Raw genomic sequence first — 26,333 nt, 5'->3', positions numbered from 1 at the left:
CGATGCGCTCGCGGTTCACCCGCAGGCCCGGCCGTGTCATCACTCAGACTGAGATCGGCTTGCAGTCCGCCGGCATCGCGCCGCCCGGTGATGGCGACCCGGTCACAGCCGTCACGGATCTCGGCCGCGCAGACGTAGAGCGTCGCCGCTTCCTCCGACTACGGGAATCACGCTCGGGCGATGGGCAGTCAGGCCGCCACGCTCCCCCTTTTACAGATGAGTGGCGATGGCCGGCATGAGGTCCTGGAAGGTGCGTCCGTCGGCGGGGCTGCCGATGGCCGCCATCTGCCAGCCGGTGCCGCTTCGCTGCACCTTGGCCATGACCTGTGCGGTGTGACGGCCGCCGCCAGTGAGGGTGTAGCGGGCCAGCTCCTGGCCGGTGGTTTCGTCGAGGAGGCGGCAGAAGGCGTTGTCGACCTCCTCAAAGGTCTGGCCGGTGAAGGAGTTCACGGTGAAGACGATCTGGTCGACGTGGACGGGCACGCGCTGCAGGTCCACGATGACCGACTCGTCGTCGCCGCCCTGGCCGGCGCCGCCCACGCGGTTGTCACCGGTGTGACGTACGGAGCCGTCGTCGCTGACGAGGTGCTGGAAGAAGACGACGTCCACCGGCTTCTTGTCGGCGAAGAGCACCGCCGAGGCGTCCAGGTCGATCTCCCGGGCGGTGAGCCTAGCAAGGAACCCCTTGCGCTGGGCGGCCTTCCAGCCCAGTCCCATCCGTACGACGGTGAGCGCACCGCCGTCGGACTTGCTCAGGCTGATCTGCTGGCCCTTGGTCATGTTCACGGACATGTGCTGCCTCTTCGTTGGGTCGTGGTGGCGGCTGGGAGATGCGCTGCTGCGGTCAAGTTCGTACCGGGCCGTCGCCCGTTCCTGTTCCGTTGTCGGGCCGTTCGCCGGTCCTGTCGCCAGCCCGCACCTGGACGATGGGAGGGTCCTGTTGTCGCTCGGCAGACCTTTCCGCCTTCATGGCCTTGCCCTCGCTCTTGAGGATGCGTGCCGCTTTGCCGGCGTTGCGGGCCAGCTCGGGGAGCTTCTTGGCGCCGAAGAAGACAATGACGACGATCAGGACTATCGCGAGTTCGCTGAGTCCGAACACCAGTGTCCGCTCTCTCGATGTGGTGGGTGAGCCGGGCACGGGGTGCGGCTCTCGCCGCACCCCCGATGGCGCGTGTGTCAGACGTTGACGCCGAAGTCGGTGGCTATGCCCGCCAGTCCGCTGGCGTAGCCCTGGCCCACCGCGCGGAACTTCCACTCGGCGCCGTTGCGGTAGAGCTCACCGAAGATCATGGCGGTCTCGGTGGCGGCGTCCTCGCTCAGGTCGTATCGGGCGAGCTCGGTGCCGCCGTCCTGGTTGACCACGCGGATGAAGGCGTTGCGGACCTGGCCGAAGCTGTGACCGCGGGCTTCGGCGTCGTGGATGGAGACCGGGAAGACGATCTTCGACACGTCGGCGGGGACAGTGGCCAGATCGACCTTGACCACCTCGTCGTCCCCCTCGCCCTCGCCGGTGAGGTTGTCGCCGGTGTGCTCGACAGAGCCGTCCGGACTGGTCAGGTTGTTGAAGAAGATGAAGTGCTGGTCGGACGCGACCTTCCCGGCCTCGTTGACCATCAGTGCACTTGCGTCGAGGTCGTAGTCAGTGCCGCTCGTCGTACGGACATCCCAGCCCAGGCCGACCAGTACGGCGGACAGGCCCGGCGCCTCCTTGCTCAGCGAGACATTGCCGCCCTTGGCGAGGCTCACACCCATGTCGCTTCCCTTCTCAAGACCTGGGCCCGGAAACGGGACGCCGCTTCGGACCCTCGTATGACAGCATCTGAAATCTACAGCAATGTAGAAACGTGTAGGGATGCGAACCGGGCATGTCGGTAGGCGCCTTCCGGTCACACAGCCGCCTCGGCCGCTGGGAGAGGCAGGCGGCGGGTGGCCAGTACGATGCCTCCTCGACGCTCGTACGTTTCGGGGCGGCGGGACGGAAAGGAGGCCGCGCCATGGTTGACGGCACGGAGAAGACGAGCCCCGATGGGCGCGGTCGCAGGCGCCAGGGCGAACTTGAGACACAGGTGCTGTCGGCGCTCGGCTCGGCACCGGGACCGGTGACCGCCGCGTGGGTACAGGAACAGCTCGGCGGCGATCTGGCGTACACCACGGTCATTACGATCCTGACCAGGCTGTACGCGAAGAGGGCGGTCACCCGCACCAGGGCCGGCCGGTCCTTCGAGTGGACGCCGATGGCGGACGGGGCCGGTCTGGTGGCCATGCGCATGCGCAAGCTGCTCGACAACCAGGAAGACCGCGATGCGGTCCTCTCCAGTTTCGTGTCGTCCCTGTCTTCACACGACGAACAGCTCCTGCGCTCCCTCCTCAATGAAGCTGACGATCCGGAGCGTTGACCGATGGGCGTCTTCGTCTTCCTGCCCCTGATCCTGCCGCTGACCGCACTGCCGATCGCACGGCTGGCCGAACAGCATCTGCATCCGCGCAGCGCGGCGCTGTTGCTGACCTGGGTGGGGGCGATCCTCGCCGCGTGCAGCACGCTGTGCCTCGGACTCCTGGTGGTCGTCGGCACCGCACAGCTGCCCGGCAACCCGTTGCCCGACAGCTGGTCCGATCCAGAAGTGCGAGAAGCGGTTCCTTACGACGAGGTGGCCGGGAAGGCGTCCATCGGCGTCCTCGCCCTCGTGGTGGCGGCCTGCGCGCTCACGGTTCGACGGCACTACGGCTTCCGGGCCCGTGCCCACCGGACGCTGGCCGCGCTTCCCGACGCCTCGGAGGTCGCCGTACTCACCGATGAGGTGCCGTACGCCTACGCGCTGCCGGGATCTCCCGGCCGGATCCTGGTCTCCACCGGCATGCTGTCCGGCCTGAACGAGGCAGAGCGCCGGGCCCTGCTCGCCCATGAACGTGCCCACCTCGCCGGAAAGCACCACCGCCTTCTGCTCACGGTGCAGCTCGCCGGCTGCGCCAACCCGCTTCTGCGCCCGCTCCGTTCCGCGGTGGGCTACAGCACTGAACGCTGGGCTGACGAGGAAGCCGCCCGGGTTACCGGTGACCGCCGGATGACGGCCCGCACCGTCGGCAAGGCTGCGCTGATCTCCCAGCGCGCCGCAGTACCCGGCTTGGCCGCCTTCGCCGAGGCCGGTCCGGTACCGCGCCGCGTTGCCGCGCTGCTGAGGCCGGTTCCGCCGGCCGGCGGCTGGCCGCCCGCACTGACTACGGCCGGCATCGCAGCCATCGTCGCCGCAGCCGGAACGGCCGCGTCGACCTTGTCGGCGCTCAACGCGGCGATCGCCCTGTTCTTCGTTCTGCAATCGGCCACCTATGGGTAATCCACGGCATCCGGGGCATCCTGTGCCGGACTTGGTTGTCTCTACGCGACTGTAGAGTTCACGCACCGCAGGGAGCGGCGGTTGCGGATGAACGAGCGCGAAGGCCCGGAGGACGCCAGGTGGGTACGCAGGCCAGGAGGCGGCACGGTCGCCGGGCACAGCCGACGCGGCGGCGCCGCAAGGTGGAAGAAGGGTCCGCCCGGCTGACCCGACGCGGGCGAATAGCACTGTGGACCGGAGGGGCACTGGCTGTCCTCGTGCTGGTGACGGCCGGGGCGGGAGCCTGGGTCTACCAGGGGCTGGACGGAAACATCAATTCCGCGGACGTGGACAACAAGCTGGGCGGCGACAGGCCGGTCAACCTGAGTCCGGGCTCGAAGAACATCCTGGTGGTGGGATCCGACTCGCGGGACGGCGACAACGCGAAGTACGGCAAGGACCTGGACACCATGCAGTCGGACACACTGATGGTCATGCATCTGTCCGCGGACAGGGAATGGGCCACCGTGGTCTCTTTGCCGCGTGACTCCTGGGTGAGCCTGCCGGCCTGCGATCGCGGAAACGGGACGACGTCCACTCCGCGCCATTCCAAGATCAACGCCGCTTTCGCCATCGGGGGTAGCAGCGGCGAGGTCTCCGGAGCCGCCGCCTGCACGATCAGGACGGTGGAGCAGAGCACCGGCCTGCGTATCGACCACTTCATGTCCGTCGACTTCCAGGGCTTCAAGGGCATGGTCGACGCCCTCGACGGCATCGAGGTCTGTCCCCGGACCGCGATCCGCGACGACAAGGCGCACCTCGACATGGAGGCCGGGTGCCAGACCGTCAGGGGCGAGGACGCCCTCGGATACGTCCGTACCCGCTACAGCGTCGGTGACGGCTCGGATCTCGGGCGTATCGGCCGCCAGCAGGAGTTCATGGGCGCCCTCGCCGGCAAGGCCCGGCAGAAGCTCGATAGTCCAACTGCCCTGTACGACTTCCTGGACGCCGCCACCAAGTCCCTGACCACGGATGAGGCGTTGGCGGGGATCAAGCCGCTGTCCGGTCTTGCGTCCGAGATCAAGGACATCCCGAGCGACCGGCTGACCTTCCTGACCGTGCCCAATTATGGACGCGTGGCGGACGTACCCTCCGACAAGGCCAACGTGGTGTGGCAGTACCCGCAGGCCGCCGATCTCTTCACTTCGTTGGCCAAGGACCGGGAGGTCGACAAAAAGAAGCTGGGGGCGGACGCCAAGGGGCCGGTGTACGCCGCTTCGGTGCGTGTGCAGGTCCTCAACGGCAGCGGGGTGGCCGGCCAGGCCTCGAAGGTCGCCGAAACGCTGAAGGCAGCGGGTTACAGCATCGCCGGCACCGGCAATGCGCCGGCCCCCGCGGACAAGACCGCCGTCACGTACCCCCAGGACCTCGCAAGGCAGGCGGGGGTGCTCGCTTCCCGGCTGCCTGGCGTCGCGGCAAAGCCGGATGCGAGCGCCGTGGCCGGCGCCGTCACTCTCGTCGTGGGCTCGGACTTCAGCGGCATCCGCTGAGGAATCTGTTTGACATCCCGAGTCCGACTGGACGCTGCTGGTGAGGGCATGTCATCTGAGACAGTGCTGGGATGACCGCCATCCATAGGAGTGCTGCTGCTCACCGGGATGTCGAGAGGTGGTGCACCGATCAGCTCGCACGGTGGCCGGTGTCCCACCGGACCATGGCACTGGCCACATGCGCCGGACGAACCCATGTCGTCGCCATGGGAGAGGGTTCCGGCCCGCAGCAGACCCCACCCCGTGTGGTGGTGGTTCCCGGCACCAACTTCAACGCTGCCACCAGCCTGCCGCTGGTCACAGCGCCGGCGGCACGCTGGCCCGGCTATGTCGTGGACGTGCCGGACAGCCGGGACTCAGCGCCGCCGACCGTCCCGGACTTCACCGGCCGGCCCGGTACGGGCAGTGGCTCCAGGATGTGCTGAACGAGATCAGCCCGGGGCCGACCGTCGTGGTGGGCCATTCACTTGGCGGCGCCATAGCGCTGGCCTGCGATGTCCCGCAGCTCACCGGGCGGGTACTTGTCTCCCCCGCGGGACTGACCCGGCTCAGGGTCACCGGCCGGGTCCTGGCGGCCACCCTGCCCTGGCTCGCCCGCCCCACCGAGGCCCGCAGCGCGACGCTGCTGCGGCAGATGCACGGGTCCGGCCGGGCTCCGTCGGCCGGACTCATCACCTGGATGACCCTCCTGGCCCGGTCCTGCCGGTCCAGCCTGGCGCCCGCGCCCCTCCCTGGAGGGACACCAGCCCGGTCCCGGGGGTGACGAACGTGGTGGCCACCGGCGAGCACGACGTCTTCCTGCCGCCGTCCCGACTGGCTTCGCCCGCTTCCCGCCACCTCGGCGTCGCAGTGACAACCGTGCCCGGTGCGGGACACCTCGTAGTGGAAGAACACCCAGAGAAGATCGTCACGTTGGTGTCAGCGTTGATGAGCGGAAACGTGGCCAGCGGGCCATGACGCCGACCAGCCGGCTCGGGAACGCCAGTAGGCCTGCCGCTGAATGCCGCAGGCCCACCGTTTCTTCGAAGCCCGTGCGGGGCGTCAGCGCCGGGACTTGACGCGTTCGAGGGCGGCCACGCCCGCGACGGCGAGAGCGATCTGGATCAGCCACTCGATCCAGTCGATGCCCTTGGAGTCCGCGACACCCAGGCCGGCCGCGATGGCGGTACCCAGGAAGGCCGCGGCGATACCGACGAGGATCGTCCACAGGATGCCGATGTGCTGCCGGCCCGGAAGGACGAGCCGTCCCAGCACACCGATGATGATGCCGATCATGATCGCGCTGAGGATGCCTGAGATTTCCACGCCTGCTCCTCTGGTACGTCGTGCGAGGTACGTGTGCCCCGCTTGTTACAGGTCGAACTCGTGGGGCGGCAGGTCCAGCGTGTAGCAGGCTTCGCGCACGATGGCCTGCTCGTCCTTGTCGAAGTCGCCGTCGGCGCCGCCGATGACGATGCCGATCTGGATGACGGCGCGCGCCTCGGCGGGCTTCTTCTTAGCCTTGGCGATCTCCTGAAGGACGCTGACCTTGCCGAAGGCGAAGTCGGCGGTCAGCTTGTTCAGGTTTTCGTCGAAGCGGCGCTGGAGATCGTCCGCGGCGAAGTTCTGCAGTACGTCGTTGGTGGCGATGAGCTGGGCCACCCGCCGGCGCTCGGCGGGGTCGACGGTGCCGTCGGCGGCGGCGACCAGGGCGCACATCGCCATGCTCGCATCGCGGAAGGCGCCGCTCTTGAGGTCGTTCTTCTTCGCCATGAGCTGCGTCTGCATCGTCGACGCGGACTCCTTGAAGCGATCCCACAGGGCCATAAGAACTCCATATGCGTCAGGAGTTGTCCGGGCCTAAGGGGGGCCGGCCCGGACACTCACATTCTTCTACAGTCACGTAGAAGTTATCAGGCGGGCTTGCCGCACTTCAGCCTTCTTCGCCCTCTTCGTCGCCCTCTTCGAAGAAGTCGCCCACCTCGTCGACGACTTCGGCGGCCACCATGCCGCCGACGACGCCGACGGCCAGCCCCGCCGCACCGGCGGCGACCACGGTGCCCATGCCGGGTCCGGAGCGGTGGTGACTGTCGCCGCGGTGACGCTCGCCGTGGCCATGGCCGTAATGGTGTGGGGCGTGGGCGCCGTGGGCGCCGTGTCCGGCAGCCAGTTGGTGTACCCAGCCTTCGACCTCGGCGTTCCAGTCGCGCTGATCGACGCCCTTGTGGCCGACGGTGAAGCGGTAGCCGGCATCGTGGCCGGAGGAGAAGAGGCCGCCGGGCTTGTCGGCCTCCAGTACGACCTCCATGCCGCCCGGGTTGGCCAGGAAGGTCACCTCGATCTCCCGCATGGTGTGGGCGTACCGCGGAGCCGGGGTGAGCTCGACTTCTTGGTAGAAGGGCAGCTGCTGGCCGGTGCCGCCGATGTGCCCGTACTCCAGGTCTGCGGACTTGAAGCCGAAGCCGAGCTGCCCGAACGCCTCCAGGACAGCCTCTTGCGCAGGCAGCGGCCGGACTGTCAGCGGGTCCAGATCACCCTTGTCCTTGCCGCCCGCCACCGCGAGTTCGGTACGCAGGCCCAGCACCACGCCGAGCGGCTGGCCGTGGAGTTCTGTGACCGGGGTCTCCCATGGCACCGTCACTGCGAACGGGATGCTTCGACGCTCGCCCTCGGCGAGCCGGAATCCGCCTCCGACGCTGAAGCGCTCGAAGGAGACCGTCCCTTCGGCTTCGCCGTCGTCGTGCTCCGCCTCGACGCGGGCGACGAGCTCCAGGGTGATCTGCTCGATGTCGAAGTCGGCTTTCCCGCCGACGAGGTGGAGCTGTCCGCGCAGGATCCCGCCGGGCTGGACCGGGCCGCCCTCCAGGACCGTGTCCACGGTGGGGCCGCCTACGCCGAGCGACCCGAGCAGCTTTTTGAACACCATCGTGGCGTTCTCTCCTTCAGGTGTACGTGGTTCGGGGCGGTGGGCCGCCTCACCCCCGAGGTGCGGCAGCCCACCGATCGCGTTTACTTGGCTGCCGCGTCCAGTGCCGCCAGGGCCTGCGCCCAGCGGACGTACTTCAACTCTGCGAGGTCTGCCACGGTCTTGACGCCGAATGCTTCCTGCAGCAGTTCGCCGTCACGGTCCGAGACGCCCTTCAGGGCCCCGACGGGAGCAGCGAGTATCTCCGGCAGGCTCTTGTCCGTCCATGCCTTGTCGAGCACCTTGTCCAGGTCGATCGATGCCATGAAGTCCTCCTGAAAAGTGAATGATTGGCCGGGTCGGGCTCGCGCTTTCTACACGCATGTAGAAGCATAGGGGGCGGTCACCCGCCCGGGCCTCATCCCGCTGCGGCTCGCGGGAAATGTCTGAAACAGGTCTGTGAGGAAACGAATCACCCATGTCCGAACCGACGGTTGCGCATCTGCGGCGCGGGCTCGCACACCGCAGTCGCCGCATCGTGGACTCCAGCGCGTTCACCAGCACTGTCTTCTGTCTCATCTCGGCCAATGCCGTCCTGCTCGGAATCGAGACGTACAGCGGTGTCGTGCATCAACGGCACGGCGCCCTCGAGGCTGCGGAGCATTTCTTCCTGGTCGCCTTCACCACCGAGATACTGCTGCGGGCAGCCGCCCACGCCGACCGCCCCAGAGACTTCCTCCGCGATCCCTGGAATGTGTTCGACCTGCTCGTCGTGGCCCTGGCCTTCATGCCGTTCGCCCGTGAGAACGCCACCGTGCTGCGGCTCCTGCGCCTGGCGCGCGTGCTGCGCGCGGCGCGCTTCCTGCCGCAGCTGCGCATCGTGATCGTCGCCGTCGGCAAGAGCCTGCCCGGCACCCTGAGCTTCGCCCTCGTCGGAGCGCTCCTGCTGTATGTGTACGCCATGGTCGGCTGGGTGTTCTTCGCCGGCGACGACCCCGAGCACTACGGGTCCCTCGGCCGCGCGGCCCTCACGCTCTTTCTCCTCATGACGCTCGACGGCCTCGGCGACGCCGTACGCGGTGGCCTGGAGATCTCCCGCTGGACCGTCCTCTACTTCGGCTCGTTCGTCCTGCTCGGCTCGTTTCTGCTGGTCAACCTCCTCATCGGCGTCGTCATCAATTCGCTGGAGGAAGCCCGGGAGCTGGAGAAGGAACGGGAACACACCGTGCCGGGGCAGCAGCCGCGGGCGGACGACCCGGCAGAGGCCCTGCGGGCACAGCTCGCCGCAGCCCGCCAGGCCCTGGACAGCATGGAGGCCGGCCTGGCGGCGGCGCCCCGGCGGTCCTGCGCGTGCCAGGGCGCCGGGCAGGCGGCGCGGACGGGAGTGTGAGGCTCTGAGGGCGCGGGAACGGCTCAGACGTGGACTGGACTCGATCCGCTGTGACGGGCATCCGAGATCAGGGGCTCAGCCCCGGGAAGGTGTCCATCATGGGGGGCATGGGGAAGAAGAAGCCTCGCCCTCGTCGCTCGTTCAGGCCGGAGTGCAAGGCGGAGACCGTCGAGCTGTGCCGACGTGGTGACCGCTCGGTCGGTCAGATCGCCAAGGACTTCGACCTGACCGAGACCGCGGTGCGTGACCGGGTGAAGCAAGCCGAGGTCGATGCGGGCGAGCGGGACGGCCTGACCAGCAGCGAACGCGAGGAACTGGCCGCACTGCGGCGGGAGAACCGCCGTCTGCGTGAGGACGTCGACATCCTCAAACGGGCCACCTTGGATTCAACCGGACCGAGCACCTTCGACAGGTACCCCTGACAGCCATGCCGGCCGCCGTCTCAAGGGCTTCCGCCAGGACAGCGAGTCCCAGCACTCATGCTTCGACCAGAGCTACCCGCACAAGCGGGTCCCCGCCTACGGCGCGATCGCCGCTCCGTGCTCGTCTACATCGGCTACGCCTGGCTCAGCAACTCGGTCACCCGCACCATGGTCAACCTCGCCCCCGCAGCCTGACAGCCCTACCCCCTGGTGCACCCGGCCGGGAGCGCCAGGAGCCATGCATCCGAATGCGGATCAGGCGCCACCCGCTACACTGACCGCGGCGGCCTGGCCTCACAGCCAGGGCTCCGTACGCTGTCTGCATGCCTGTCTGGATCATCGCGTCTACCTCGGCCGAGTTTTAGACACGTTTTCCGGCAGATCCCCGCCTCCGTAGCTCAGGGGATAGAGCACCGCTCTCCTAAAGCGGGTGTCGCAGGTTCGAATCCTGCCGGGGGCACCACGCATTACCGCTCTGACCTGAGGTTCTCCACAGGAAGGGGCTTCTATTCGGCCTCGGACTCCTCGTCCGGGGCCGTTTGTCTGAGCGGACGGGTCGGCGTCGGTGAGGCCGGTCCCGGTGCGCGGCGACCGCGGCGCTACCCGGTGGCGAGCAGGCCCGCTTCCAGGTCGGCGACGACACCGTAGTGATCGCTCGCCCACAGGCCGTCGGTCGGCTCGTCGAATGCGAGTCGGGCGCTGCGGACACGAGCGAAGGCGTTCGGGTGGGCGTGCGGTGAGCCGGCAAAGACGTAGTCGATCCGTCGGCGGTGGCCGGGCTGGCGAACCAGGACCTCGATGTCCTCGGTGGCGTTGGGGTTGTCGGCGGACCAGGTGTGTCCGGGACCGGAGCCCGCGATCTCCCATGCTTCGTGGAAACGTGTGCTGCGTCCCGAGAGTGACTGCCGGCCGGTCAGGTACCGGATGCCGGCCGCATCGGGATCCGCGTGGAAATCACCAGCCATGATCATGGGCAGGGCTGTCCGGTGTCGGGCGTCCAGATCGCCCAAGGCCAGCACTTGGCGCTCCCGTTGTGCTTCCGCGTCGAGCCGGAACGACGTCGTCGGTGTGATGAACAGCACTTCGCCCAGCCCGGGCAGCGGCACCAGGGCCGCCAGGGTGAGCCACGGGATGTCGGGCGCGTTCGTTCCGCGCTGACCGAGGACTTCGACGATGCGGTGCGGCCATCGCGTAGCGATCGCGGTTCCGCCGTACCGGTCCGCGCAGGGCGGTGCCGTCGCGGCTGTCCGCGACCGGTGGGTGCCGTGGCAGCCCGGTCCCCTCGGCCAGGCCGGGCAGTCGGTCCGGCAGGACCTCCTGCAATGCGACGAGATCCCGTTCGAGCCGCCGTAGTTCGGCATTGATCAGTGCCATCCGCGCGGGGGCGTCACCCCGGGTGTTCCATACGTTCAACGTCACGACGCGCAGTCTCGTCGCCGCGCCCACCTCGCATTCCGGAGGGCTGCTCCGTCGTACGGGTGACAGCAGACGCAGCCAAGGGAACGGCGACACCATGAAGACCCAGTCCGAGCCAGGAGACGGCCCGCTCGATCCGGGCCTGGCGCGATCATGAGTGAGCGGCGACAGCTGATCAATCTCGCGTACCGGCTCCTCGGCTCCCTGGCCGACGCCGAGGACGTCGTACAGGAGACGTACACCCGCTGGTACGCCATGTCGCCGCAGCAGCAGAAGGCCGTCGAAGCCCCCGGCGGCTGGCTGACGAAGGCCGCAAGCCGTATCTGCCTCGACCAGCTCGGCTCGGCGCGGGCCCGGCGCGGGCGCTATGTGGGCGAATGGATCCCGGAGCCGCTGCCCGATTCCACGCAGTGGGCCGGCGGGCGGCAGGACGGCCGACCGCGTCACTCCCGACGAGTCGATCACCATGGCCTTCCTCATCGTGCTCGAATCGATGACCCCGGCCGAACGCGTCGCGTTCGTCCTTCACGACGTCTTCCGTTACTCCTTTGCCGAAGTGGCCGAGATCGTCGGCCGTACGCCGGCGGCTTGCCGCCAGCCGGCTTCCTCGGCCCGCCGCCGCCTCCGCGCGTCGCAGGCTCCGGCGACTCCGGCCGCCCAGCGCGCCGGTGTCGTCCGGCGCTTCAAGCAGGCGTGGGACGCCAAAGACATCGACGCCCTCATCGGTCTCCTCGACCCCGGCGTCACGGCGGTCAGCGACGGTGGCGGCCTCGTCAGAACCGCGCTCCACCTGGTCGAAGGCAGCGAGCAGGTGGCGCGCTACCTCGTCGAACCCGCCGGCAGGACGCCCGGCCTGGCGCTCCTGGAACGTACGGTCAACGGTCAGCCCGGTCCGGTGCTTCAGCTGGACGACGTCACCGTGGCGGTCATGTCGTTCGACGTCACCGGCGACCGGATCAAAAACATCCGGGGCGTGCGGAACCCCGAAAAGCTGCGGCCCTGGACGACGGGCCGACGCCCCTGACCCCGCTCACGACCGCGTCGCGGTCCCGCACTCTTCGTCCGCGGCCTCGCGCATCCGCTCGGCCATCGAGGCACTGCGGTCGTACGGGTCGGCCCCGGGGCCGTCACCCGGCTCCGCGACCGGCTGTTCGGCGGCGAACTTCTGGGTGAAGTAGCCGGTGACCGTGTCGCAGCCGCCGTTGGTCGTGTCGGCCTTGTACGAGACGAAGGAGAAGGTTCCCGGCTTGGTGATCACCTTCGCGGGGTCGTCCCAGTCCAGCACCAGCTCGCGCCGCACGATCGTGCGCGCGACCTCGTCGCTGTCCGCCGTCGCCCGCGTGACCGGGTACACGTACGTGACGTCCGCGGTCACCCGGAGGGCGCCCTGCCCGCCCTCCCGGTACGTGATCCGGCCCCGGGTCTTGACCACGTCCCCGACGAGGCGCACGTGCGCCTCGTCGAACCGGCTGAAGAGCATCAGCGGGTCGTTCTCCCCGCTCGGCTTCCGGAACGCGGTCGCGAGGAAGTCCTGGACGTCCTGCTGGTGCGGGTTGATCAGCGCGATCGCCCGTTCGGGGCGCTCGCCCCGCAGTACGCCCGGATCCAGATGGGACGCGGCGAGGAAGTCCCGGGTGCGGCCGAGAGCCCGCTCGACCTGCGCCGTGCTCATCCACCCGGTCGCCCTGGCCGCGGGCACCGTGATCCCGGCCGTGCCGCGCGCCCAGCGCGCCGCGGGCGATCCTCTGAACGGTTCGTCCGGCGTGGGCCGCCGGGCCGCCTCCGTGGGGGGCGGCTGGTCCGGACGCTCCGACTCCGTGGCGAGCGGCCCGCCGGTCCCGCCGCCGGCACCGAACCATCCGGTCACCCGCCCCGGGATCAGCGCCACGGCCAGCAGGGCGAGCGCGGCCAGCAGCGCGACCACGTACCAGCCCTTCAGCCGCCTCGGCCGGGCCGGCGTGTACGTGCGCCACGGCTCCGCCCGCGCGGGCTCCTCGCGCAACCGCCGCGCCACGGCCCGCGCCCGCGCCGAGGGCTCCTCGGGTGCGCCCGGCACGCCGTCCGCCGACTCCCGGAGGAACCGCTCCCACTCCTCGTCGGAGACGGACGAACCACCCTGGCCCCCACCCGCGTTCACGCTGAACTCCTCGCGTCGCCCATTGCTCGGCACCCCTCCCCGGGCCGTCGTCCACCGCATAATCGCACAACGGTTCCCGGGCCGGCCGCCCGGCGCTTTTGACGTCAGCAGCAGCGGTCGTTCGCCCTCGACCCGCCCTTGATTCACCATCGTCGCCCCCACCTGTCCCTGGGCAACCTCGATCCGCACTTCTGACAGTGGGACGCGCCTCCCCGTATGTCACGTGACGGAAGCGTATGAGCCCTGCCTTTTGGACGCTCTACGGGATACGACACGACCTGGCCCCCTGTCCTGCCCCGAGACCGCGCCCGTTGGAGGGACGGAGCGTCAGGTACGGGGCGTGGTCGGAGTTTGGCAGGGCGACGGGCGGCGCGTGAACAAACGGCCAACAGAGTGCTCCTGCGGCGTTCCAACGGTCCGGCAGGGACGCGAGCCGCGAAGCCCGGCTTCGGGGCCCGGTGGCGACCGTTCTGGCCGGCCGGGCCACTCCTCCCTGTGTCACCACCGCACCGGGCCGGGCGGGGACTCACCGGGAACCGCGGATGCCGGCAGGGAGCGCGGCCGGCAGCGGGCCGTGCGGCCGGCTTCACACGGTCTGCCGAGAGCGCAGGCGGGCCTGGGAACGCGGCTGCGGCCCCCGCGGGGTGCGGGGGCCGCAGCCGATCGGCCGTTCCGGGGTGGCTAGTTGGTGAAGGTGAAGTACTTCCAGGGTGCATGCGCCGTGCTGTTGACGTTGTCGCCGGAGGAGCCGTTGACGTACGACGAGCGCATCCGGGCGCGGATGCCGGACTGGCCCGGTGCCTCCAGCCTGACGGCGGACTTGCCGTCGGTGCCCAGACCGAAGTACTCGGACGTGGAGGCGTACCAGGTGCCCTGGTGGTAGATCTCCAGCTCGAACCGCTGCTTGCGGCCCGTGTAGTAGTTCATGGCCGTGGTGAACACCGGGTCGGTGTTCTTGCGGAAGTAGTGGTACGTCGTGGAGCCGATCTTGCCCGTCCTGTAGTGCTTGGAGACGCTCACGGACACCTTCGCCCTGGCGTACGCGGTGGACTTCACGGTCTTGGAGGCGTAGCGGGCGTCGCCCGCGAAGACTGCGGTGACGACGGTGTCGCGCGTCATGTCCACGGTCGCCGACAGGTTGCCCTGCGAGTTGACCCGGGCCTTCTTCAGCAGCTTGTTCGGCCTGTCGGAGCCGTAGGGGTTGGCGTAGATCTCGACGACGCGGTTCTTGTACGTCGTACCGAGGTGCGCCGTGAAGGACACGTCGGTGCCGTACGTGTAGACGTTGCCGTTGCGGTTCAGGGTCAGCGAGGCCGCCTTGCGCGAGACCTGCACCGTGTCGGAGCCGGAGGCGGGGGCGTGCGTGGCGTCGCCCGCGTACACCACCTTGTAGGTGACCTTGCCGCCGGCGGGCGGTGTGTCCGTGAGGGAGAAGGTGCCGTCGGCCTTCGTCCTGGCGTCGGGCAGGGCCTTGCCGCTCGGGGACTCGACGTCCGTGCGGGTCACCTTGAGGGCCGTGCCCGCCGGGAGCGCCGTCTTCGAGGTCAGCTTCCCGGTGACGGTGAGCTTCTGGGCGCGCTCGGCACTGGCGGGAGCCGACACCTTCAGAGCGGGAAGCTCCTTGGCGGGGTCGGTCAGGGCGCGCAGGGTGAACGTGCCGTAGGTGTTCTCCGAGACCGCGAACACCCGGCTGCGGTCCGGTGCCCAGGCCAGCGCGCCGGGGACCAGGAGGTCGCCGCCGCTGCTGTTGCCGGTGTTGGGGAACTCGTACTGCCGCGTCGGCTTCGGGTCGCCCGCCCGGTGGATGTGGACGTCGGGGGCGTACGAGGAGGAGGAGCCGCCCGCGACGGTGCCGTCGGGAGCGATGGCGATCGCGTTCGGGTACGCCTCGGTCGGGTAACTCGCCACCTCCTCCAGGCTGGTGGTGGAGTAGGCGGGGAAGCCGTACCCGTACCCGCTGCCGTCCCAGGAGGTGAGGACCTGCGTGCCGTCGGGCGTCAGGTCGAGCTGTTTGACGCCGGTGTCCATGCTGCCCCGGACCCGCAGCGCCGCCCCCTCGGCGGAGACGTCGTACACGGCGAGCCGGCCGCCGGCCCCCGCCACCAGGACGCCCGGCACGGCCGGGTCGGCGCCGAGGAGCGGTGCGGCGCCGGAGAATTCGGCGCCCGCGTTCTGGTCGAGCTTCACGAGGGGCTCGGCGCCGGAGACGTCGAGCGACCCGATGCCCGACCCGTAGCCGAACCACAGGCGGCCGTCCACGGTCTCCAGGGCGGCCGGGGCGTCGGCGCCGGTCAGGTCGTAGCTCGCCGTCCGCGTGTACGTCCCCGTCTCCACCGAGACGATCCGGTCGGTGTCCTTGACGGCCGCGTACACCTGGCCGGAGTCGGCGGACAGCGCGAGGCCGGTCACACCGGGCAGGCCGGTGAGGGTCGCCTTGACGGTGCCCGCGTAGTCGGTGACGACGATCTTGCCGTCGGCCGGGTCGGAGACGTAGACCCGCTGGTGGGCCCCGTCCACGACGAGGTCGCCGACCGACTTCACCGACAGGACCTTCGCGGAGTCGGCCGCTGCCGGACCCGCTGTGCCCGCGACGATCACCGCGGAGCTGAAGAGGACCGCGAGCGCCGTCGCGGTCGAAATGCTGCGCCTGCGCACAGTGATGTGAACCCCCACAGAAGGAACCCGGTGATCACCGGGTGGACAGGAGAAGGCAGCGCGTTCCCCCCTCGTGCCGACGACGGGCACGTGGAGCGCTGCCGAGAGGAGTCAGCGTATGACATGCCAGTGACAGACGAGATCTGGATTTCTTCTGTGCTCCGCGTTGTGCCTTCTTGCGCCTTCGGCCGCGTGCCGGGCGGGCACCCGTCCTTCCGCCAGGCGGCCGCCCGCGAGACCGGGAAGTCGTCGACGACCCGGGGCGCCGACGACTCCGGCGAGCACCCGGGAAAGGACCGGGCCGCCGAGAACCACCGGCCTCGCCGGATGCGCTCAGCCCGGCGGGCTCTGTCCGTACGAACTTGCCACTGGTCCCCGTACAACCCTTGGGCCCCTCCGGCGGTCCTCTGTGCACCGAGCGACACGTGCCGGCAGGGGCGAGCCCCTGGCGCGCGGTCGATTCGGCTCACCGACTTCGGATGCCCGATCGGCATCCGGCATGCCACAGGAGAAGACCCGCGTGCAGCAACACCTTCGTACCGTCCTCGCCACCGCCGCCGCGGCCGCCCTCACCGGCGGCCTGCTCGTCGCCGGAGCGGGCAGCGCCGCCGCCGCGCCCTCCGGGCTGCAGGGCGACTTCAACGGCGACGGCTACCGCGACCTCGCGATAGCCGCGCCCACCGCCACGGTCGGCGGCAAGCGGGCGGCAGGCTACGTCGCCGTCGTCTACGGCACCAGGACCGGCCTCGACAAGTCCAGGCGCACCCTCATCAGCCAGGCCACCAGCGGCATTCCGGGAGTCCCGGAGACACAGGACTACTTCGGCGACCGCCTCACCGCCGGGGACCTCGACGGCGACGGCTACACCGACCTGGTGGTCGGCGTGCACGCCGAGCGCATCGGGAGCACCGACTCGTCCGGTGTCCTCACCGTCGTCTGGGGCGGCGCCGGCGGTCTCACGTCCGCCACCGACATCTCGTCGCCGCTGCCCGAGTACCGGAACGAGCTCGGCTGGGACGTCGCCACCGGTGACTTCGACGGGGACGGCCACACCGACCTGGCCGCCGCCAACGTCGCGGCGCCCGAGCTGAACATCTTCAAGGGGCCGTTCTCCCGGACCGGCAAGGCCGCTTCCCGCGTCGGCATCGACACGACGGACGGGACCGGCATCAACGCGGACAAGATCTTCGCGGGCAACGTCAACGGCGACGGCGCGACCGACCTCCTGGTCATGGGCCAGCAGGAGAGCGGCGGCGCGTACGCCACCCGCAGCGTCCTCTACAAGGGCGGGGCCACCGGCCTCAAGGCGTCGGGCAAGGTCGCGGGCGGCTACGCGGCGGCCATCGCCGACGTCAACAAGGACGGCTACGGCGACATCGTCACCGGCAACTTCATGGAGAAGTCCGCCGACGAGCCGAACGGAGGGCCCGGTGGCGCGGTCACCGTGACGTACGGCAGCTCCGCCGGCCTGTCCACCCGCACCCCGGTCCGCATCACCCAGGACACCTCCGGCGTCCCGGGAGCCGCCGAGAAGGGCGACCGCTTCGGCTGGAGTCTGTCCGCGGGCGACACCAACGGCGACGGCTACGCCGACGTCGTGGTCGGCGCGGAGAGCGAGGCCCTCGGGAGCAAGACGGCGGCCGGTGCCGTCACCGTGCTGCGGGGTTCCGCCACGGGGCTGACCGGCACCGGGGCCAAGAGCTTCTCGCAGGACACCGCCGGGGTGCCCGGAACCGCCGAGTCCCGCGACCACTTCGGCAGCTCCGTGCACCTCACCGACAGCAACGCGGACGGGCGGGCGGAGCTGATCGCCGGCGCCCCCGCCGAGAACAGCGGGGCGGGTTCCGTCTGGCTCTTCAAGTCCGGCACGAGCGGTGTCACCGCCACCGGTTCGACGTCGTTCGGAGCCGCCTCGGTCGGCGGTCCCTCCGGGCTGTCGTACTTCGGTGACGTCCTCGCCAACTGACGTCCCCCGGCCGCCGGCCGGCGCGCCTCCTCCCCCGGGAGGCGCGCCGCGGCTCTCCACCGCTCGCCGCTCGGACCCGGCAGTCGGTCGCGGCAGGCGTCCTCGTGCGGGCCGCGGCGGGCGCGGGCCGGCGCCCCGCCGGGCTCAGCCCTCTTCCGGCTCGCCCCCCACGTCCACCGGGCCGCCGTCGTCCCGGCTCCAGGGCTGCAGTTCCACCTGGATGCGGTGGGTCGTGTCGTTCGCCTTCGTCCTGCCCGCCTCCGCCGTGACCACTCCGATGCGCAGGCCGCCCTTGCCGCCGGTCTCCCGGCGGACCTGGACCTCGAACTCCAGGTTCACCCTTTCCACCCGGAAGCGCATGCCGCTCGCTCTTCCCCGGCGCTGGGCCACCTCGAGTTCTTCCCGTACCCGGCTGATCACGTCGGCCAGTTCCACGCCCTGCGTCGCGTCTTCCGCGTTCACCCTGCTCACATCCCCCCACTGACGCCAAGGCCTCATTGTCACCTGTCGCGACTATGCTGGTACAGCATGGGGGCGCTGATCAGTGAGACCAACTTCTCTACGGATCAAGAGACTTGGCGTGTCCGGCTGCGCACCGACGACCCGCGCGGCCGAGTGCTCGGGGCCGGGGTGCTGCTGCGGGACGGGCTCGTTCTGACCTGCGCCCACGTCATCCAGACCGCCGGAACCGACGGGCACAAGCCGTCCGTGGTCGTCGAGTTCCCGGGCTCCGGCGGTGCCGGCTCCGACGGCCTGCGCGCCACCGTCGTTCCCGGCCACTGGGTCCCCCGCGCCGACGACCACACCGGCGATCTCGCCCTCCTCCAGCTCGCCGGACCACCCCCCGTCGCCTCGTACGCCACCCTCCACCGGCTGCCCACCCTCTGGAACCACCGCGTCCACTTCGCCGGTTACCCCTCCCGCCTCACGGGCGGCAAGTGGGCCGAGGCACTCATCAAGGGACCGGGAGGGCCCGGTGACGAGTGGGTGCAGATCGATCCGGTCACCGAGGCCGACACCATCCTCCGGCGCTTCAGCGGCGCCGGAGTGGTCGACAACCGCACCGGTCACGTCATCGGGATCGTCGTCAGCAAGCTCGAATCGGAGCGCGAGGGCGCGCACCACCGGCACGGCTACATGATCCCGACCGGCACGATCGTCAAGCACCTCAAACGGGTGCGCGAGGCCGAGCCCGAGCGCTACATCGGCGGCCGGCGCCCGGTCCCCGACCCCCTCATCGCCGATCCCGCCGACCCCGCCTCCACCCCCCTCGCCCCCGACCGCGGATTCGCGCGCTGGCTCACCCGCTGGCTGGCGGGCGAGGACGACATGGCCGACGTGGAGATCACGTTCGTACGGCACGAGGACGCGGAGGCCGACCTCGCCCTGCGCACCACCCTCACCCTCGCCGACCGCGAACGCTCTCCCCGCACCTCCTCCGCGACGTACGGCCGCGACGACACCGGCCCGGCCCCGCGCGCCGGCAGCATCGACCTGGCCCTCGTCGTCAGCGACAAGACCCCCGCGCAGGTCGCCGAGGAGATCGCCGAGGGCATGGGCCTCGACGGCCCCGGCCCCCTCCCCCCGTCCGCCCGCGTCGCGGCCGACGCCCTGCCGCTGACCACCGTGGTCCGCGGCGTGGACGAGGCCGCCCGGCCGGTGGAGACCGTGGAACTGCTGCACACGCTGGTACGGCGCGGCGGACGGCTGCTGCTCGTCTTCCGGCAGCTCGACTCTCCCGCCCTGCGCCGCACGTACGAACTCCTCCTCGATCCGGCGTACCCCCGGCGCTGGCTGGAGCGCATCGGCCGCCGGATCGACGTGCTCGCCCGTACGGAAGAGGGCGCCCGGGACCTGCACCGGCGCGCGGCGAGCTGCGTCGGTCCGCTGCCGCGCCTCCCCCGGTACGCCCCGGACCTGGAGCTCAAGGCGGCCCGCCTCGAAGCCGACCCCCAGCAGGGCACCACCGGTTTCCTCGTCAAGCTGTCGTACGTCGAGAGGACCGCGGAAACCGCTCTGCTGGAGGCGGAGGCCGTCCACCGGCTGCTGACCCGGCAGCTCGCCCGCCACCAGGAGCTGCGGGGCCTTCTCGACGGGTACCAGGCACGCCTCGCCGCCCACGGCATCACCGAGGCCGCGGCCTCGCTGCACCAGGACGCGCAGCGGCTGCTGACCGGCGGGCCGTGCGAGCCGGCGGTGGCGGAGGCGGCCGTCGACCGGTTCGTACGGGAGGCCCGCACGGCGCTCGAAGCGCGCCCGGGGGCGGAGACGGGGACCGAGCCTGAGGAGGAACCGTGAGGGCGTGTCCGCACCCCGAGTGCACCGGGCAGGTCACGGAAACCGGCTTCTGCGACATCACCGGCCTGCCCGTCGAAGCCGGGGGCGCGGGCGGTGGGGGCGCGGACGGACGGGGAGCGGGCGGCAGCGGCGCGGGCGCCGGGCCCGTCGGTTCCGGGGGTCCGGCGCCCGCGGGGGCCCGGCGTCCGGTGCCCGTCGAGCAGTTCGTGCTCTCCCGCGCCGGTGACGGCCTCATGGACCTCCCCCGCGTCGAGGTCCCCGATCCCGCCCTCCTCGTCGAGCCCGTCGAGGACCGGTCCTCCTCCCGCGTCATGCGGTGCGGCAACCCCGACTGCATGGAGTTCATCGGCTTCGCGGCCTCCGAGGGGCGCTGCGCCTGCGGTACGCCGTACGCGCTCCAGCCCCAGCTGTCCGGCGACGACGTACTCGCCGACCAGTACCGGGTCGTCGGGCCCATCGCCCACGGCGGCCTCGGCTGGGTGTACCTCGCCGAGGACGTCCAGCTCTACAACCGGCCGGTCGCCCTCAAGGGACTGCGCAACCCGCACAGTTCACTGGCGCGCGAGGTCGCGCTGCGCGAGCGCCGGCACCTGACCGACCTCAACCACAAGGACATCATCCGCGTCATCAACTACGCGACGCACCGCCCCACCGGCACCGACTACATCGTGATGGAGTTCGCGGGCGGGATGGCGCTGCACCAGATCGCCGAACGCATCAGGCGCGACAAGGAGCCGTTCGCCGGCTCGCGCGTGCACGAGTTCATCGTCAGTTACGGGATCCGGATCCTCGACGCGCTCGGCTACCTGCACACGCACGAGGGCAAGGTGTACGGCGACATGAAGCCGGACAACGTCATGCACTGCGGCGACGGCATAAAGATCATCGACGTGGGGGGAGTGCGGGAGTTCGACGCCCCGGGACCGTACACCGACCTCTACAAGGCGCCCGAGGTCGAGCAGGACGGCAGGGCGCGCCCCCAGTCCGACCTCTACAGCGTCGGCATGACCCTGCGCGAACTGACCGACTCCGCCCGTCACCCCGCCCCCGGGCTCGGCGCCGAGTCCCTGCGCCGCGCGCTCGCCCGCGCCACCGACGAGGAGCCGCGCAGACGGTTCGCCACGGCCGCCGAGATGTCGCTCCAGCTGCGCGGCGTCATCCGCGAGCTGCGGTCGTTGCGGCTGCGCAAGGAGACCTTCGAGCCCTCCCTCCTCTTCGAACCGGCGTCGGCCGCGCTCGACGGCGGCCTCGGCGAGGCCCCCGTCCTCGACCGCTGGGCGTACGGCACCCAGCGCCTCCCGCTGAACGCCGCGCGGCCGTCCCCCGACGAGGTCGCGGCGGGCCTGCCCGTGCCCAGGACCGACCCCGACGACCTCCACGCGGCGTCGCTCGCCCGTATCTCGTACGACGCGCCGGGGCTGCTGCAACTGCTCGCGGGCTGGAAGCCGTCCGTGGAACTGCACCTGCTGCGCTGCCGCCTGCACCTCGGCCTCGCCCGCCGCACCCGGCAGCGCGCCCACCACGACGCGGCCCGCGCCGAACTCGCCCTGGCCGGCGGCCTCGTCGGCGCCATGGCACCGCACGACTGGCGCCTGCACTGGCACGCCGGGCTGCTGCACCTCGACGACGACCGGATCGACGAGGCCCGCGAGGAGTTCGACCACGTCTACGACTCGCTCCCCGGCGAGTACGCCCCCAAGCTCGCCCTCGGCTACTGCTACGAACGGCTCGGCCTGCCGGACCGCGCCAGGGCCTATTACGAGGCGGTGTGGCTGCGCAACCACTCCCTGGGCAGCGCGGCCTTCGGGCTCGCCCGGATCCACCTCGCCGCGGAGAAGCGGGAGGAGGCCCTGGAGATCCTGGAGCGCGTGCCCAAGGACTCCCGTCACCGGACGGCCGCGCGGACCGCGGTCGTACGGATCCTGGCGGGGCGGCGGTTCCCGGACGGCGCACCGCCGCCCCTGGAGTCCCTCGTCACCGCGCTCGCCCGGGTCACGCAGCTGCGGGAGGAGGAGGGGCTGACGGACCGGCACGCGGCGCTGCGGCTGGAGACGCACATCCGGGAGGTCGTCCTCGACTGGGTCTGCGGCGCGCCCGGCGGCGAGGGCGGCAGAGCGGAGCGGCTGGCGGAGCTCCGCGAGCGCGTGCAGGACGGGGAACTCACCGAGAACAGGCTGCGCAGACGCCTGGAAGAGGCGTACCGGGGCCTCTCCCAGCAGGCGGGCGACGTGCGGGCGCACGCGCTCCTCGACCTGGCCAACGGGATACGGCCGCTGCGCTGGACATACAAGGAGCACGCATGGCTCAGGACGGCACAGACGGTGCGGGAGATCCGAGAGGTACGGGAGGCGTGGCAGGTGTCCCAGGCCCGGGAGGCGCAGGAGCAGCGGGAACAGCGGGATCCGCAGGAGCCACGGGAGCCACGGGAGCCGCAGGGGGCCCGGAAGCCTCAGGAGCCGCAGGAGCCGTCTCCCTCGAAGTGAGCCAGCAGCCCTGCGTCTCGGTGGAGCGCGGAGCCGAGGGCGGGACGCGCATGTGCGCCGTGGTGACCGTGACGGTGGCCCCGGGTGGCGGCGCGGGTGACGACGCGGCGGCGAAAGCGGCCGCCCCCGTCCCCTCCCCGGCCGGGGCCGAGGTCCTGCTCCTCGACTGCTCCGCGTCCATGGGTTATCCGCGCGAGAAGCTCTGGGCCGCCCAGGACGCGGCGGCGGAGGCGGTACGCGCGCTGCCCGACGGCACGTACTTCGCGATCGTCGCCGGACGCCACACCGCGGAGCCGGTCTACCCCACGAGGACCGGCGCCTCCCCGGGTCTCGTACGCGCCGACGCCACCACCCGCGAGGAGGCGCAGGAGGCCGTGGGCCGCCTCGCGCCGAGCGGCGGTACGGCCATCGGCAGCTGGCTCGCCCTCGCCCGCGAACTGTTCGCGCAGCTCCCCGGTTCCGCCGTCCGGCACGCGCTGCTGCTCAGCGACGGCCGCAACGAACACGAACAGCACGACGCCCTCGCCGCCGAACTCACCGTTTGCTCCCCCGTGTTCACCTGCGACGCCCTCGGCATCGGCGAGGACTGGGATCCCGACGAGCTCCAGCTGATCGCCGGCAGCCTCAACGGCAGGGCCGACGCCGTACGCGATCTCGACGCGCTGCCCGGTGAGTTACGTGCCCTCGCCGCCGAGTCGGCGGCCCGCCGGGTCACCGGCCTGCGCCTGCGCCTCACCCACCGCCCCGGCAGCGCCCCGCTGACCGTCCAGCAGGTCCACCCCACCCGCCGCGACCTGCTGCCGGACCGCGTGACGGCCGGGGACCGGTGCCTGGAGTTCCCCCTGCCGCCGTGGGGCGAGGAGACCCGCGAGTACCTGGTGTGCGTCGCCGCCTCCCGTACGCCGCAGGAGCCCGTCGACCGGGAGCTGTGGCTGGCCGACCTGAAGGTGGTGCGGGACCCGCGGGCCGAGGGCCCGCCGCCGCAACTGCCGCCCGCGCGGCCCCTGCTGGTCCGCTGGACGCACCACCGCGACCTCTACAGCAGGTACGACCCCAAGGTGGCGCACTACGCCCACCACGACGCCCTCGTCCGCGGCCTCGAAGAGGGCCGCGCCGCCCAGCGCGCCGGTGACGCGGCGCGGGCGCGCGCCGCCTGGGGCGAGGCGGTGCGCCGCGCCCACGCCATGGGCAACGAGCCCATGCTGCAACGCCTCGGCGATGTCGTACGGATCATCGACGCGGCGGCCGGCGAGGTGGAGATCCGCCCCGACATCCGCCCCCTCGACATCAACTCGGCGATGGTGCTGCGCTCCCACAGCACGATGCTGCCGCCGCGGCAGAAGCCGCGGGGCACGTCGCCGGACACGCCGCGGGACCCCGCGTGAGGGGCCTCGCGCGCCGGTTCTGGCGCTCGGCCACCGGGGCCGACGGCGTCACCACCGTCGGCTACCTGCACCGCCAGCTCCTGTGGCTGCTCACGCTGACCGCCGTCGGCGGCGTGACGCTCTTCGGCGCGTACGACGAGGTCCACAGCGACTCCGCGGCGATCCGGGACCGCACCGGGCCCGCCGTCGTCGAACTCGCCAGGGCCCACACCTCCCTCCGGCAGGCCGACGCCACGGCGCGCGACCACCTGCGCCACCGGGCCCGCGACCACAGGTGGCCGGACATCCTGGCGCGCGGCGAGGAGTACCGGACCCAGCTCGCCGAGGCCAGGAGCAGCCTCGCCCGGGCCGCCGCGACGGGTGCCCTGAACCGCGAGGACCAGCAGACCCTGCGCATCGCGTCCGGGCTCGTCGACAGCTACGCCCTGCGCATCGACGGGGCGTGGACCCAGTCGGACAAGGCGCACCTGAGCCTCGCCAACCTCTCGTACGCGCAGACGATGATGCACGCCCGCACATCGGGCATCCTCGCCCGGATCTCCGCCCTCCAGGACCGGCAGAGCGCCGCGTTGGACCGCCGGCAGGACTGGGGCGCCGCGCCGCTGCTGGCCTGGCCGGTGGCGGTCACGGCCTGCCTGCTGCTCGGCGTGCGGCTGGTCGGCACGCAGGTGTTCCTGCGCCGGCGCTTCCGGCTGCGGCTGAGCGTCCCGCTGGCGGCGGTGACGGTGCTGCTGGCCGCCGTTCCCGTGCTGGCGTTCGGGACGTGGCAGGCGCACCGGAGCCAGACGCTGGCGCAGGACGCGGCCGGGCTGCTGACGCCGGACGGCACCCCCGGCCAGCAGGCGGCGGCCGTCGCCGCCGCCGAGTCCGGCATGGAGAGGGCGGTACGGGAGGGGGACGCCGACGCCTGGGCCCCGGGCGCGGGCTTCGTTCCGCTCGCGGCCGTACTGATGGCGGGGGTCGTCGTGGGGACGCTCCAGCCGCTCCTCGTCGAATACGCCGTCCCCCGGCGTCCCGCAGGAGGTCACCGGTGAACCGTTCCCGCCGTCCCCGCCGTCCCCGCCGTCCCCGCCGCCGGACGGGCCTGCGGCTGCTGCTGGCCTCCTGCCTCCTCGCCGGGCTCGCGCTGGTCTCCGCCGCGTGCGCCGAGGAGCCCCGCCCCGCCGTGAGCGTCCTCGGCCCCTGGACCGGCGACGAGGAGGAGAGCTTCGAGGCGGTGCTCGACCGGTTCAGGAAGAAGTACGGGATCGAGGTCGACTACCAGGGCACGACGTCGCTGCGCGAGACGCTCCTCGCCCAGGTGCAGGCCGGATCGCCGCCCGACATCGCCGTACTGAACAGCCTCGGCGAGCTCACCGAGTACGCGCACGACGGCGAACTGGTGCCGCTCCCCGACGAGGTGCGCGAGCGTTCCCCGCAGCCGTGGGCTCCCGAACTCACCGTCGACCACCGCAAGAACACGTACTGGACCCCGGTGAAGGTCGACCTCAAGAGCGTCGTCTGGCACTACCCGGACCGCTCGGCCCGGCGGGGCGACTGGTGCCTCGGCATGGGTTCCGGCGCGACCTCGGGGTGGCCGGGCAGCGACTGGATCGAGGACATCCTGCTCCAGCGGTCGGGCCCGGCGGTGTACGAGCAGTGGGCGACCGGCGAGCTGCCGTGGCGCAGCCCGGAGGTCCGCGGGGCGTGGAAGACCTGGGGCCGGCTCATCGCCCCCGGCGGCAGCGACGCGCAGGCCGCCGCCGCCCTCGCCAACGACTTCCAGGGCAACGACGGCAAGGGCCTGCTGACGGCGGACGGCCGGGGCTGCGCCCGCGAACACCAGGGCAGCTTCATCCGGCGGCTGTACGGCAAGGACGTCGCGTTCGTCCCCACCACCGAGGCCGTCCCGGAGCTCGCCAACGACCGCAACGCCTACGAGGTGGCCGGTGACATGGCCGCCCTGTTCCGCGACACCGAGGGCTCGCGGTCGCTGATCACCTTCCTCACCGGGGACGCGGCACGGGCCACCTGGGCGCGTGCGGTGCCCGAACGCAACCGGCCGTTCTTCCCGGTCTCCGTCGGCGCGTACGGCGACGCCTGGGCGAACCGGGCCGTCGACGAGACCCTGACGGGCGCGAAGCGGCTGTGCACGGACGCCTCGGACGTCATGCCGCCGGAGCTGCGGGGAGTCTTCCACCGCGCCGTACTGGAATTCCTCGCGGCACCGGCGGACCACGACCTGCTGGAGGGCCTGCTGGAACAGCTCGACGACGAGACGGAGCGGCACCACGCCCAGAACACCCCGTGGGTCCCGTCGGTGTGCGCGGCACCGGTGGGGGGCGGCTCCTGACCCCGGCCGGGGCCGCCCCTCGGGGCCAAGGGGCACAGTTCAGCGGATCGGCCGTCTGCCATAGGATCCGGCAAGCATCGTCGGTCATCCGATCCGGCGGCCGG

General features: G+C 71.2%; 25 protein-coding genes, 1 tRNA gene and 2 pseudogenes. 17 read left to right on the top strand and 11 right to left on the bottom strand.

The annotated features are described in order from the left end of the window. Positions 1–17: 17 nt before the first annotated feature. A pseudogene (locus tag BN1555_RS40435) lies at positions 18–161 on the top strand (tetratricopeptide repeat protein); the annotation flags it as partial. 49 nt (positions 162–210) lie between these two features. On the opposite strand, the gene BN1555_RS18600 reads toward BN1555_RS40435, so the two are convergent. The 3 genes from BN1555_RS18600 to BN1555_RS18590 form a co-directional block, all read right to left on the bottom strand. Next, complete coding sequence (locus BN1555_RS18600) at positions 211–792, bottom strand: TerD family protein (protein ID WP_093800431.1); 582 nt, start codon at positions 790–792, stop codon at positions 211–213. Positions 793–844: 52 nt separating this feature from the next. Then, complete coding sequence (gene tatA, locus BN1555_RS18595; RefSeq protein WP_093800430.1) at positions 845–1,099, bottom strand: twin-arginine translocase TatA/TatE family subunit; 255 nt, start codon at positions 1,097–1,099, stop codon at positions 845–847. A gap of 77 nt (positions 1,100–1,176) precedes the next feature. After that, positions 1,177–1,752 (bottom strand): TerD family protein, encoded by a 576-nt coding sequence (locus BN1555_RS18590; RefSeq protein ID WP_093800429.1) that lies wholly within the window; start codon positions 1,750–1,752, stop codon positions 1,177–1,179. 242 nt (positions 1,753–1,994) lie between these two features. Between BN1555_RS18590 and BN1555_RS18585 the strand changes: the two genes are divergently transcribed. From BN1555_RS18585 to BN1555_RS39055, 5 genes are all read left to right on the top strand, one after another. Further along, entirely contained in the window at positions 1,995–2,396 is a 402-nt protein-coding gene (locus BN1555_RS18585; protein WP_093800428.1) for a BlaI/MecI/CopY family transcriptional regulator, read from the top strand. Positions 2,397–2,399: 3 nt separating this feature from the next. Next, on the top strand, positions 2,400–3,332 hold the full coding sequence (locus tag BN1555_RS18580; protein WP_093800427.1) for a M56 family metallopeptidase: 933 nt from the start codon (positions 2,400–2,402) through the stop codon (positions 3,330–3,332). A gap of 257 nt (positions 3,333–3,589) precedes the next feature. Further along, positions 3,590–4,861 carry an LCP family protein gene (locus BN1555_RS18575; RefSeq protein WP_369688984.1) on the top strand — a complete coding sequence of 424 codons (1,272 nt, stop codon included), beginning with the start codon at positions 3,590–3,592 and terminating at the stop codon, positions 4,859–4,861. A gap of 164 nt (positions 4,862–5,025) precedes the next feature. Next, a complete protein-coding gene (locus BN1555_RS39060) occupies positions 5,026–5,286 on the top strand; it encodes a hypothetical protein (RefSeq protein WP_176710076.1) in 261 nt (86 codons plus the stop codon). After that, positions 5,280–5,624: an alpha/beta fold hydrolase gene (locus BN1555_RS39055; RefSeq protein ID WP_176710075.1), complete on the top strand. Its 345-nt coding sequence runs from the start codon at positions 5,280–5,282 to the stop codon at positions 5,622–5,624. The genes BN1555_RS39060 and BN1555_RS39055 overlap by 7 nt, the downstream gene beginning before the upstream one ends. Before the next feature lie 278 nt (positions 5,625–5,902). Here BN1555_RS39055 and BN1555_RS18565 read toward each other — a convergent pair whose 3' ends face one another. The 4 genes from BN1555_RS18565 to BN1555_RS18550 all read right to left on the bottom strand — a co-directional run bounded on the left by BN1555_RS18565 (position 5,903) and on the right by BN1555_RS18550 (position 8,071). After that, on the bottom strand, positions 5,903–6,166 hold the full coding sequence (locus tag BN1555_RS18565; protein ID WP_093800425.1) for a GlsB/YeaQ/YmgE family stress response membrane protein: 264 nt from the start codon (positions 6,164–6,166) through the stop codon (positions 5,903–5,905). Positions 6,167–6,211: 45 nt separating this feature from the next. Beyond that, positions 6,212–6,667: a tellurite resistance TerB family protein gene (locus BN1555_RS18560; protein WP_093800424.1), complete on the bottom strand. Its 456-nt coding sequence runs from the start codon at positions 6,665–6,667 to the stop codon at positions 6,212–6,214. 106 nt (positions 6,668–6,773) lie between these two features. Next, positions 6,774–7,766: a sporulation protein gene (locus BN1555_RS18555; RefSeq protein ID WP_093800423.1), complete on the bottom strand. Its 993-nt coding sequence runs from the start codon at positions 7,764–7,766 to the stop codon at positions 6,774–6,776. Positions 7,767–7,849: 83 nt separating this feature from the next. Then, positions 7,850–8,071 carry a hypothetical protein gene (locus tag BN1555_RS18550; protein WP_093800422.1) on the bottom strand — a complete coding sequence of 74 codons (222 nt, stop codon included), beginning with the start codon at positions 8,069–8,071 and terminating at the stop codon, positions 7,850–7,852. A 152-nt stretch (positions 8,072–8,223) separates the two neighbouring features. On the opposite strand from BN1555_RS18550, the gene BN1555_RS18545 reads away from it, so the two are divergent. The 4 genes from BN1555_RS18545 to BN1555_RS18530 all read left to right on the top strand — a co-directional run bounded on the left by BN1555_RS18545 (position 8,224) and on the right by BN1555_RS18530 (position 10,020). Continuing rightward, positions 8,224–9,135, top strand: a complete 912-nt coding sequence (locus BN1555_RS18545) for an ion transporter (protein ID WP_093800421.1) — start codon at positions 8,224–8,226, stop codon at positions 9,133–9,135. A 107-nt stretch (positions 9,136–9,242) separates the two neighbouring features. Beyond that, the gene (locus BN1555_RS18540) at positions 9,243–9,557 is read left to right on the top strand and encodes a transposase (protein WP_255306083.1); all 315 of its coding nucleotides are present in this window, start codon (positions 9,243–9,245) and stop codon (positions 9,555–9,557) included. Between the two features lie 57 nt (positions 9,558–9,614). Further along, positions 9,615–9,752 carry a hypothetical protein gene (locus tag BN1555_RS40430; RefSeq protein ID WP_255306082.1) on the top strand — a complete coding sequence of 46 codons (138 nt, stop codon included), beginning with the start codon at positions 9,615–9,617 and terminating at the stop codon, positions 9,750–9,752. Positions 9,753–9,944: 192 nt separating this feature from the next. Continuing rightward, positions 9,945–10,020: transfer RNA gene (locus tag BN1555_RS18530), tRNA-Arg, on the top strand. 136 nt (positions 10,021–10,156) lie between these two features. Here BN1555_RS18530 and BN1555_RS18525 read toward each other — a convergent pair. Beyond that, positions 10,157–10,918 (bottom strand): endonuclease/exonuclease/phosphatase family protein, encoded by a 762-nt coding sequence (locus tag BN1555_RS18525; protein WP_218058194.1) that lies wholly within the window; start codon positions 10,916–10,918, stop codon positions 10,157–10,159. Positions 10,919–11,070: 152 nt separating this feature from the next. On the opposite strand from BN1555_RS18525, the pseudogene sigJ reads away from it, so the two are divergent. After that, positions 11,071–11,997, top strand: a pseudogene (sigJ, locus tag BN1555_RS18520) (RNA polymerase sigma factor SigJ). 6 nt (positions 11,998–12,003) lie between these two features. On the opposite strand, the gene BN1555_RS18515 reads toward sigJ, so the two are convergent. Continuing rightward, complete coding sequence (locus BN1555_RS18515) at positions 12,004–13,110, bottom strand: hypothetical protein (protein ID WP_093800420.1); 1,107 nt, start codon at positions 13,108–13,110, stop codon at positions 12,004–12,006. A gap of 681 nt (positions 13,111–13,791) precedes the next feature. Further along, positions 13,792–15,765: an NHL repeat-containing protein gene (locus BN1555_RS18510; RefSeq protein ID WP_093800419.1), complete on the bottom strand. Its 1,974-nt coding sequence runs from the start codon at positions 15,763–15,765 to the stop codon at positions 13,792–13,794. Between the two features lie 520 nt (positions 15,766–16,285). Between BN1555_RS18510 and BN1555_RS18505 the strand changes: the two genes are divergently transcribed. Beyond that, the gene (locus BN1555_RS18505) at positions 16,286–17,731 is read left to right on the top strand and encodes an FG-GAP and VCBS repeat-containing protein (protein WP_176710074.1); all 1,446 of its coding nucleotides are present in this window, start codon (positions 16,286–16,288) and stop codon (positions 17,729–17,731) included. A 144-nt stretch (positions 17,732–17,875) separates the two neighbouring features. Here BN1555_RS18505 and BN1555_RS18500 read toward each other — a convergent pair whose 3' ends face one another. After that, positions 17,876–18,193, bottom strand: coding sequence for a trypco2 family protein (locus BN1555_RS18500; protein ID WP_093800417.1), 318 nt, complete (start codon positions 18,191–18,193; stop codon positions 17,876–17,878). 66 nt (positions 18,194–18,259) lie between these two features. Here BN1555_RS18500 and BN1555_RS18495 point away from each other — a divergent pair, with 66 nt between their 5' ends. From BN1555_RS18495 to BN1555_RS39045, 5 genes are read left to right on the top strand one after another with little or no spacing between them, the layout of a single operon-like run. Further along, positions 18,260–20,029 carry a S1 family peptidase gene (locus tag BN1555_RS18495; protein WP_093800416.1) on the top strand — a complete coding sequence of 590 codons (1,770 nt, stop codon included), beginning with the start codon at positions 18,260–18,262 and terminating at the stop codon, positions 20,027–20,029. Further along, positions 20,026–22,512 carry a serine/threonine-protein kinase gene (locus BN1555_RS18490; RefSeq protein ID WP_093800415.1) on the top strand — a complete coding sequence of 829 codons (2,487 nt, stop codon included), beginning with the start codon at positions 20,026–20,028 and terminating at the stop codon, positions 22,510–22,512. The genes BN1555_RS18495 and BN1555_RS18490 overlap by 4 nt, the downstream gene beginning before the upstream one ends. After that, complete coding sequence (locus tag BN1555_RS18485) at positions 22,509–23,897, top strand: VWA domain-containing protein (RefSeq protein ID WP_093800414.1); 1,389 nt, start codon at positions 22,509–22,511, stop codon at positions 23,895–23,897. The genes BN1555_RS18490 and BN1555_RS18485 overlap by 4 nt, the downstream gene beginning before the upstream one ends. Beyond that, complete coding sequence (locus BN1555_RS39050; RefSeq protein ID WP_093800413.1) at positions 23,894–24,931, top strand: hypothetical protein; 1,038 nt, start codon at positions 23,894–23,896, stop codon at positions 24,929–24,931. Before BN1555_RS18485 ends, BN1555_RS39050 begins: the two co-directional genes overlap by 4 nt. Then, positions 24,928–26,229 carry an extracellular solute-binding protein gene (locus BN1555_RS39045; RefSeq protein WP_093800412.1) on the top strand — a complete coding sequence of 434 codons (1,302 nt, stop codon included), beginning with the start codon at positions 24,928–24,930 and terminating at the stop codon, positions 26,227–26,229. The genes BN1555_RS39050 and BN1555_RS39045 overlap by 4 nt, the downstream gene beginning before the upstream one ends. Positions 26,230–26,333: the final 104 nt, after the last annotated feature.

It is taken from the genome of Streptomyces sp. Wb2n-11, assembly GCF_001049855.1.
GTDB classification, from domain to species: Bacteria; Actinomycetota; Actinomycetes; order Streptomycetales; family Streptomycetaceae; genus Streptomyces; species Streptomyces altiplanensis.
Note: the sequence above shows the minus strand (reverse complement) of the source record. Positions and strands in the feature narration are given on the sequence as shown.

Excerpts from the sequence above, each read along its gene's own strand:
- BN1555_RS18525 (WP_218058194.1), bottom strand. The coding sequence starts at position 10,918 with ATGCCGAACTACGGCGGCTCGAACGGGATCTCGTCGCATTGCAGGAGG.
- BN1555_RS40430 (WP_255306082.1), top strand. The coding sequence starts at position 9,615 with ATGCTTCGACCAGAGCTACCCGCACAAGCGGGTCCCCGCCTACGGCGC.
- BN1555_RS39060 (WP_176710076.1), top strand. The coding sequence starts at position 5,026 with ATGGCACTGGCCACATGCGCCGGACGAACCCATGTCGTCGCCATGGGA.
- BN1555_RS18600 (WP_093800431.1), bottom strand. The coding sequence starts at position 792 with ATGTCCGTGAACATGACCAAGGGCCAGCAGATCAGCCTGAGCAAGTCC.
- BN1555_RS18545 (WP_093800421.1), top strand. The coding sequence starts at position 8,224 with ATGTCCGAACCGACGGTTGCGCATCTGCGGCGCGGGCTCGCACACCGC.
- BN1555_RS18540 (WP_255306083.1), top strand. The coding sequence starts at position 9,243 with ATGGGGAAGAAGAAGCCTCGCCCTCGTCGCTCGTTCAGGCCGGAGTGC.
- BN1555_RS18555 (WP_093800423.1), bottom strand. The coding sequence starts at position 7,766 with ATGGTGTTCAAAAAGCTGCTCGGGTCGCTCGGCGTAGGCGGCCCCACC.
- BN1555_RS18580 (WP_093800427.1), top strand. The coding sequence starts at position 2,400 with ATGGGCGTCTTCGTCTTCCTGCCCCTGATCCTGCCGCTGACCGCACTG.
- BN1555_RS18550 (WP_093800422.1), bottom strand. The coding sequence starts at position 8,071 with ATGGCATCGATCGACCTGGACAAGGTGCTCGACAAGGCATGGACGGAC.
- BN1555_RS18560 (WP_093800424.1), bottom strand. The coding sequence starts at position 6,667 with ATGGCCCTGTGGGATCGCTTCAAGGAGTCCGCGTCGACGATGCAGACG.
- BN1555_RS18585 (WP_093800428.1), top strand. The coding sequence starts at position 1,995 with ATGGTTGACGGCACGGAGAAGACGAGCCCCGATGGGCGCGGTCGCAGG.
- BN1555_RS18590 (WP_093800429.1), bottom strand. The coding sequence starts at position 1,752 with ATGGGTGTGAGCCTCGCCAAGGGCGGCAATGTCTCGCTGAGCAAGGAG.
- BN1555_RS18495 (WP_093800416.1), top strand. The coding sequence starts at position 18,260 with ATGGGGGCGCTGATCAGTGAGACCAACTTCTCTACGGATCAAGAGACT.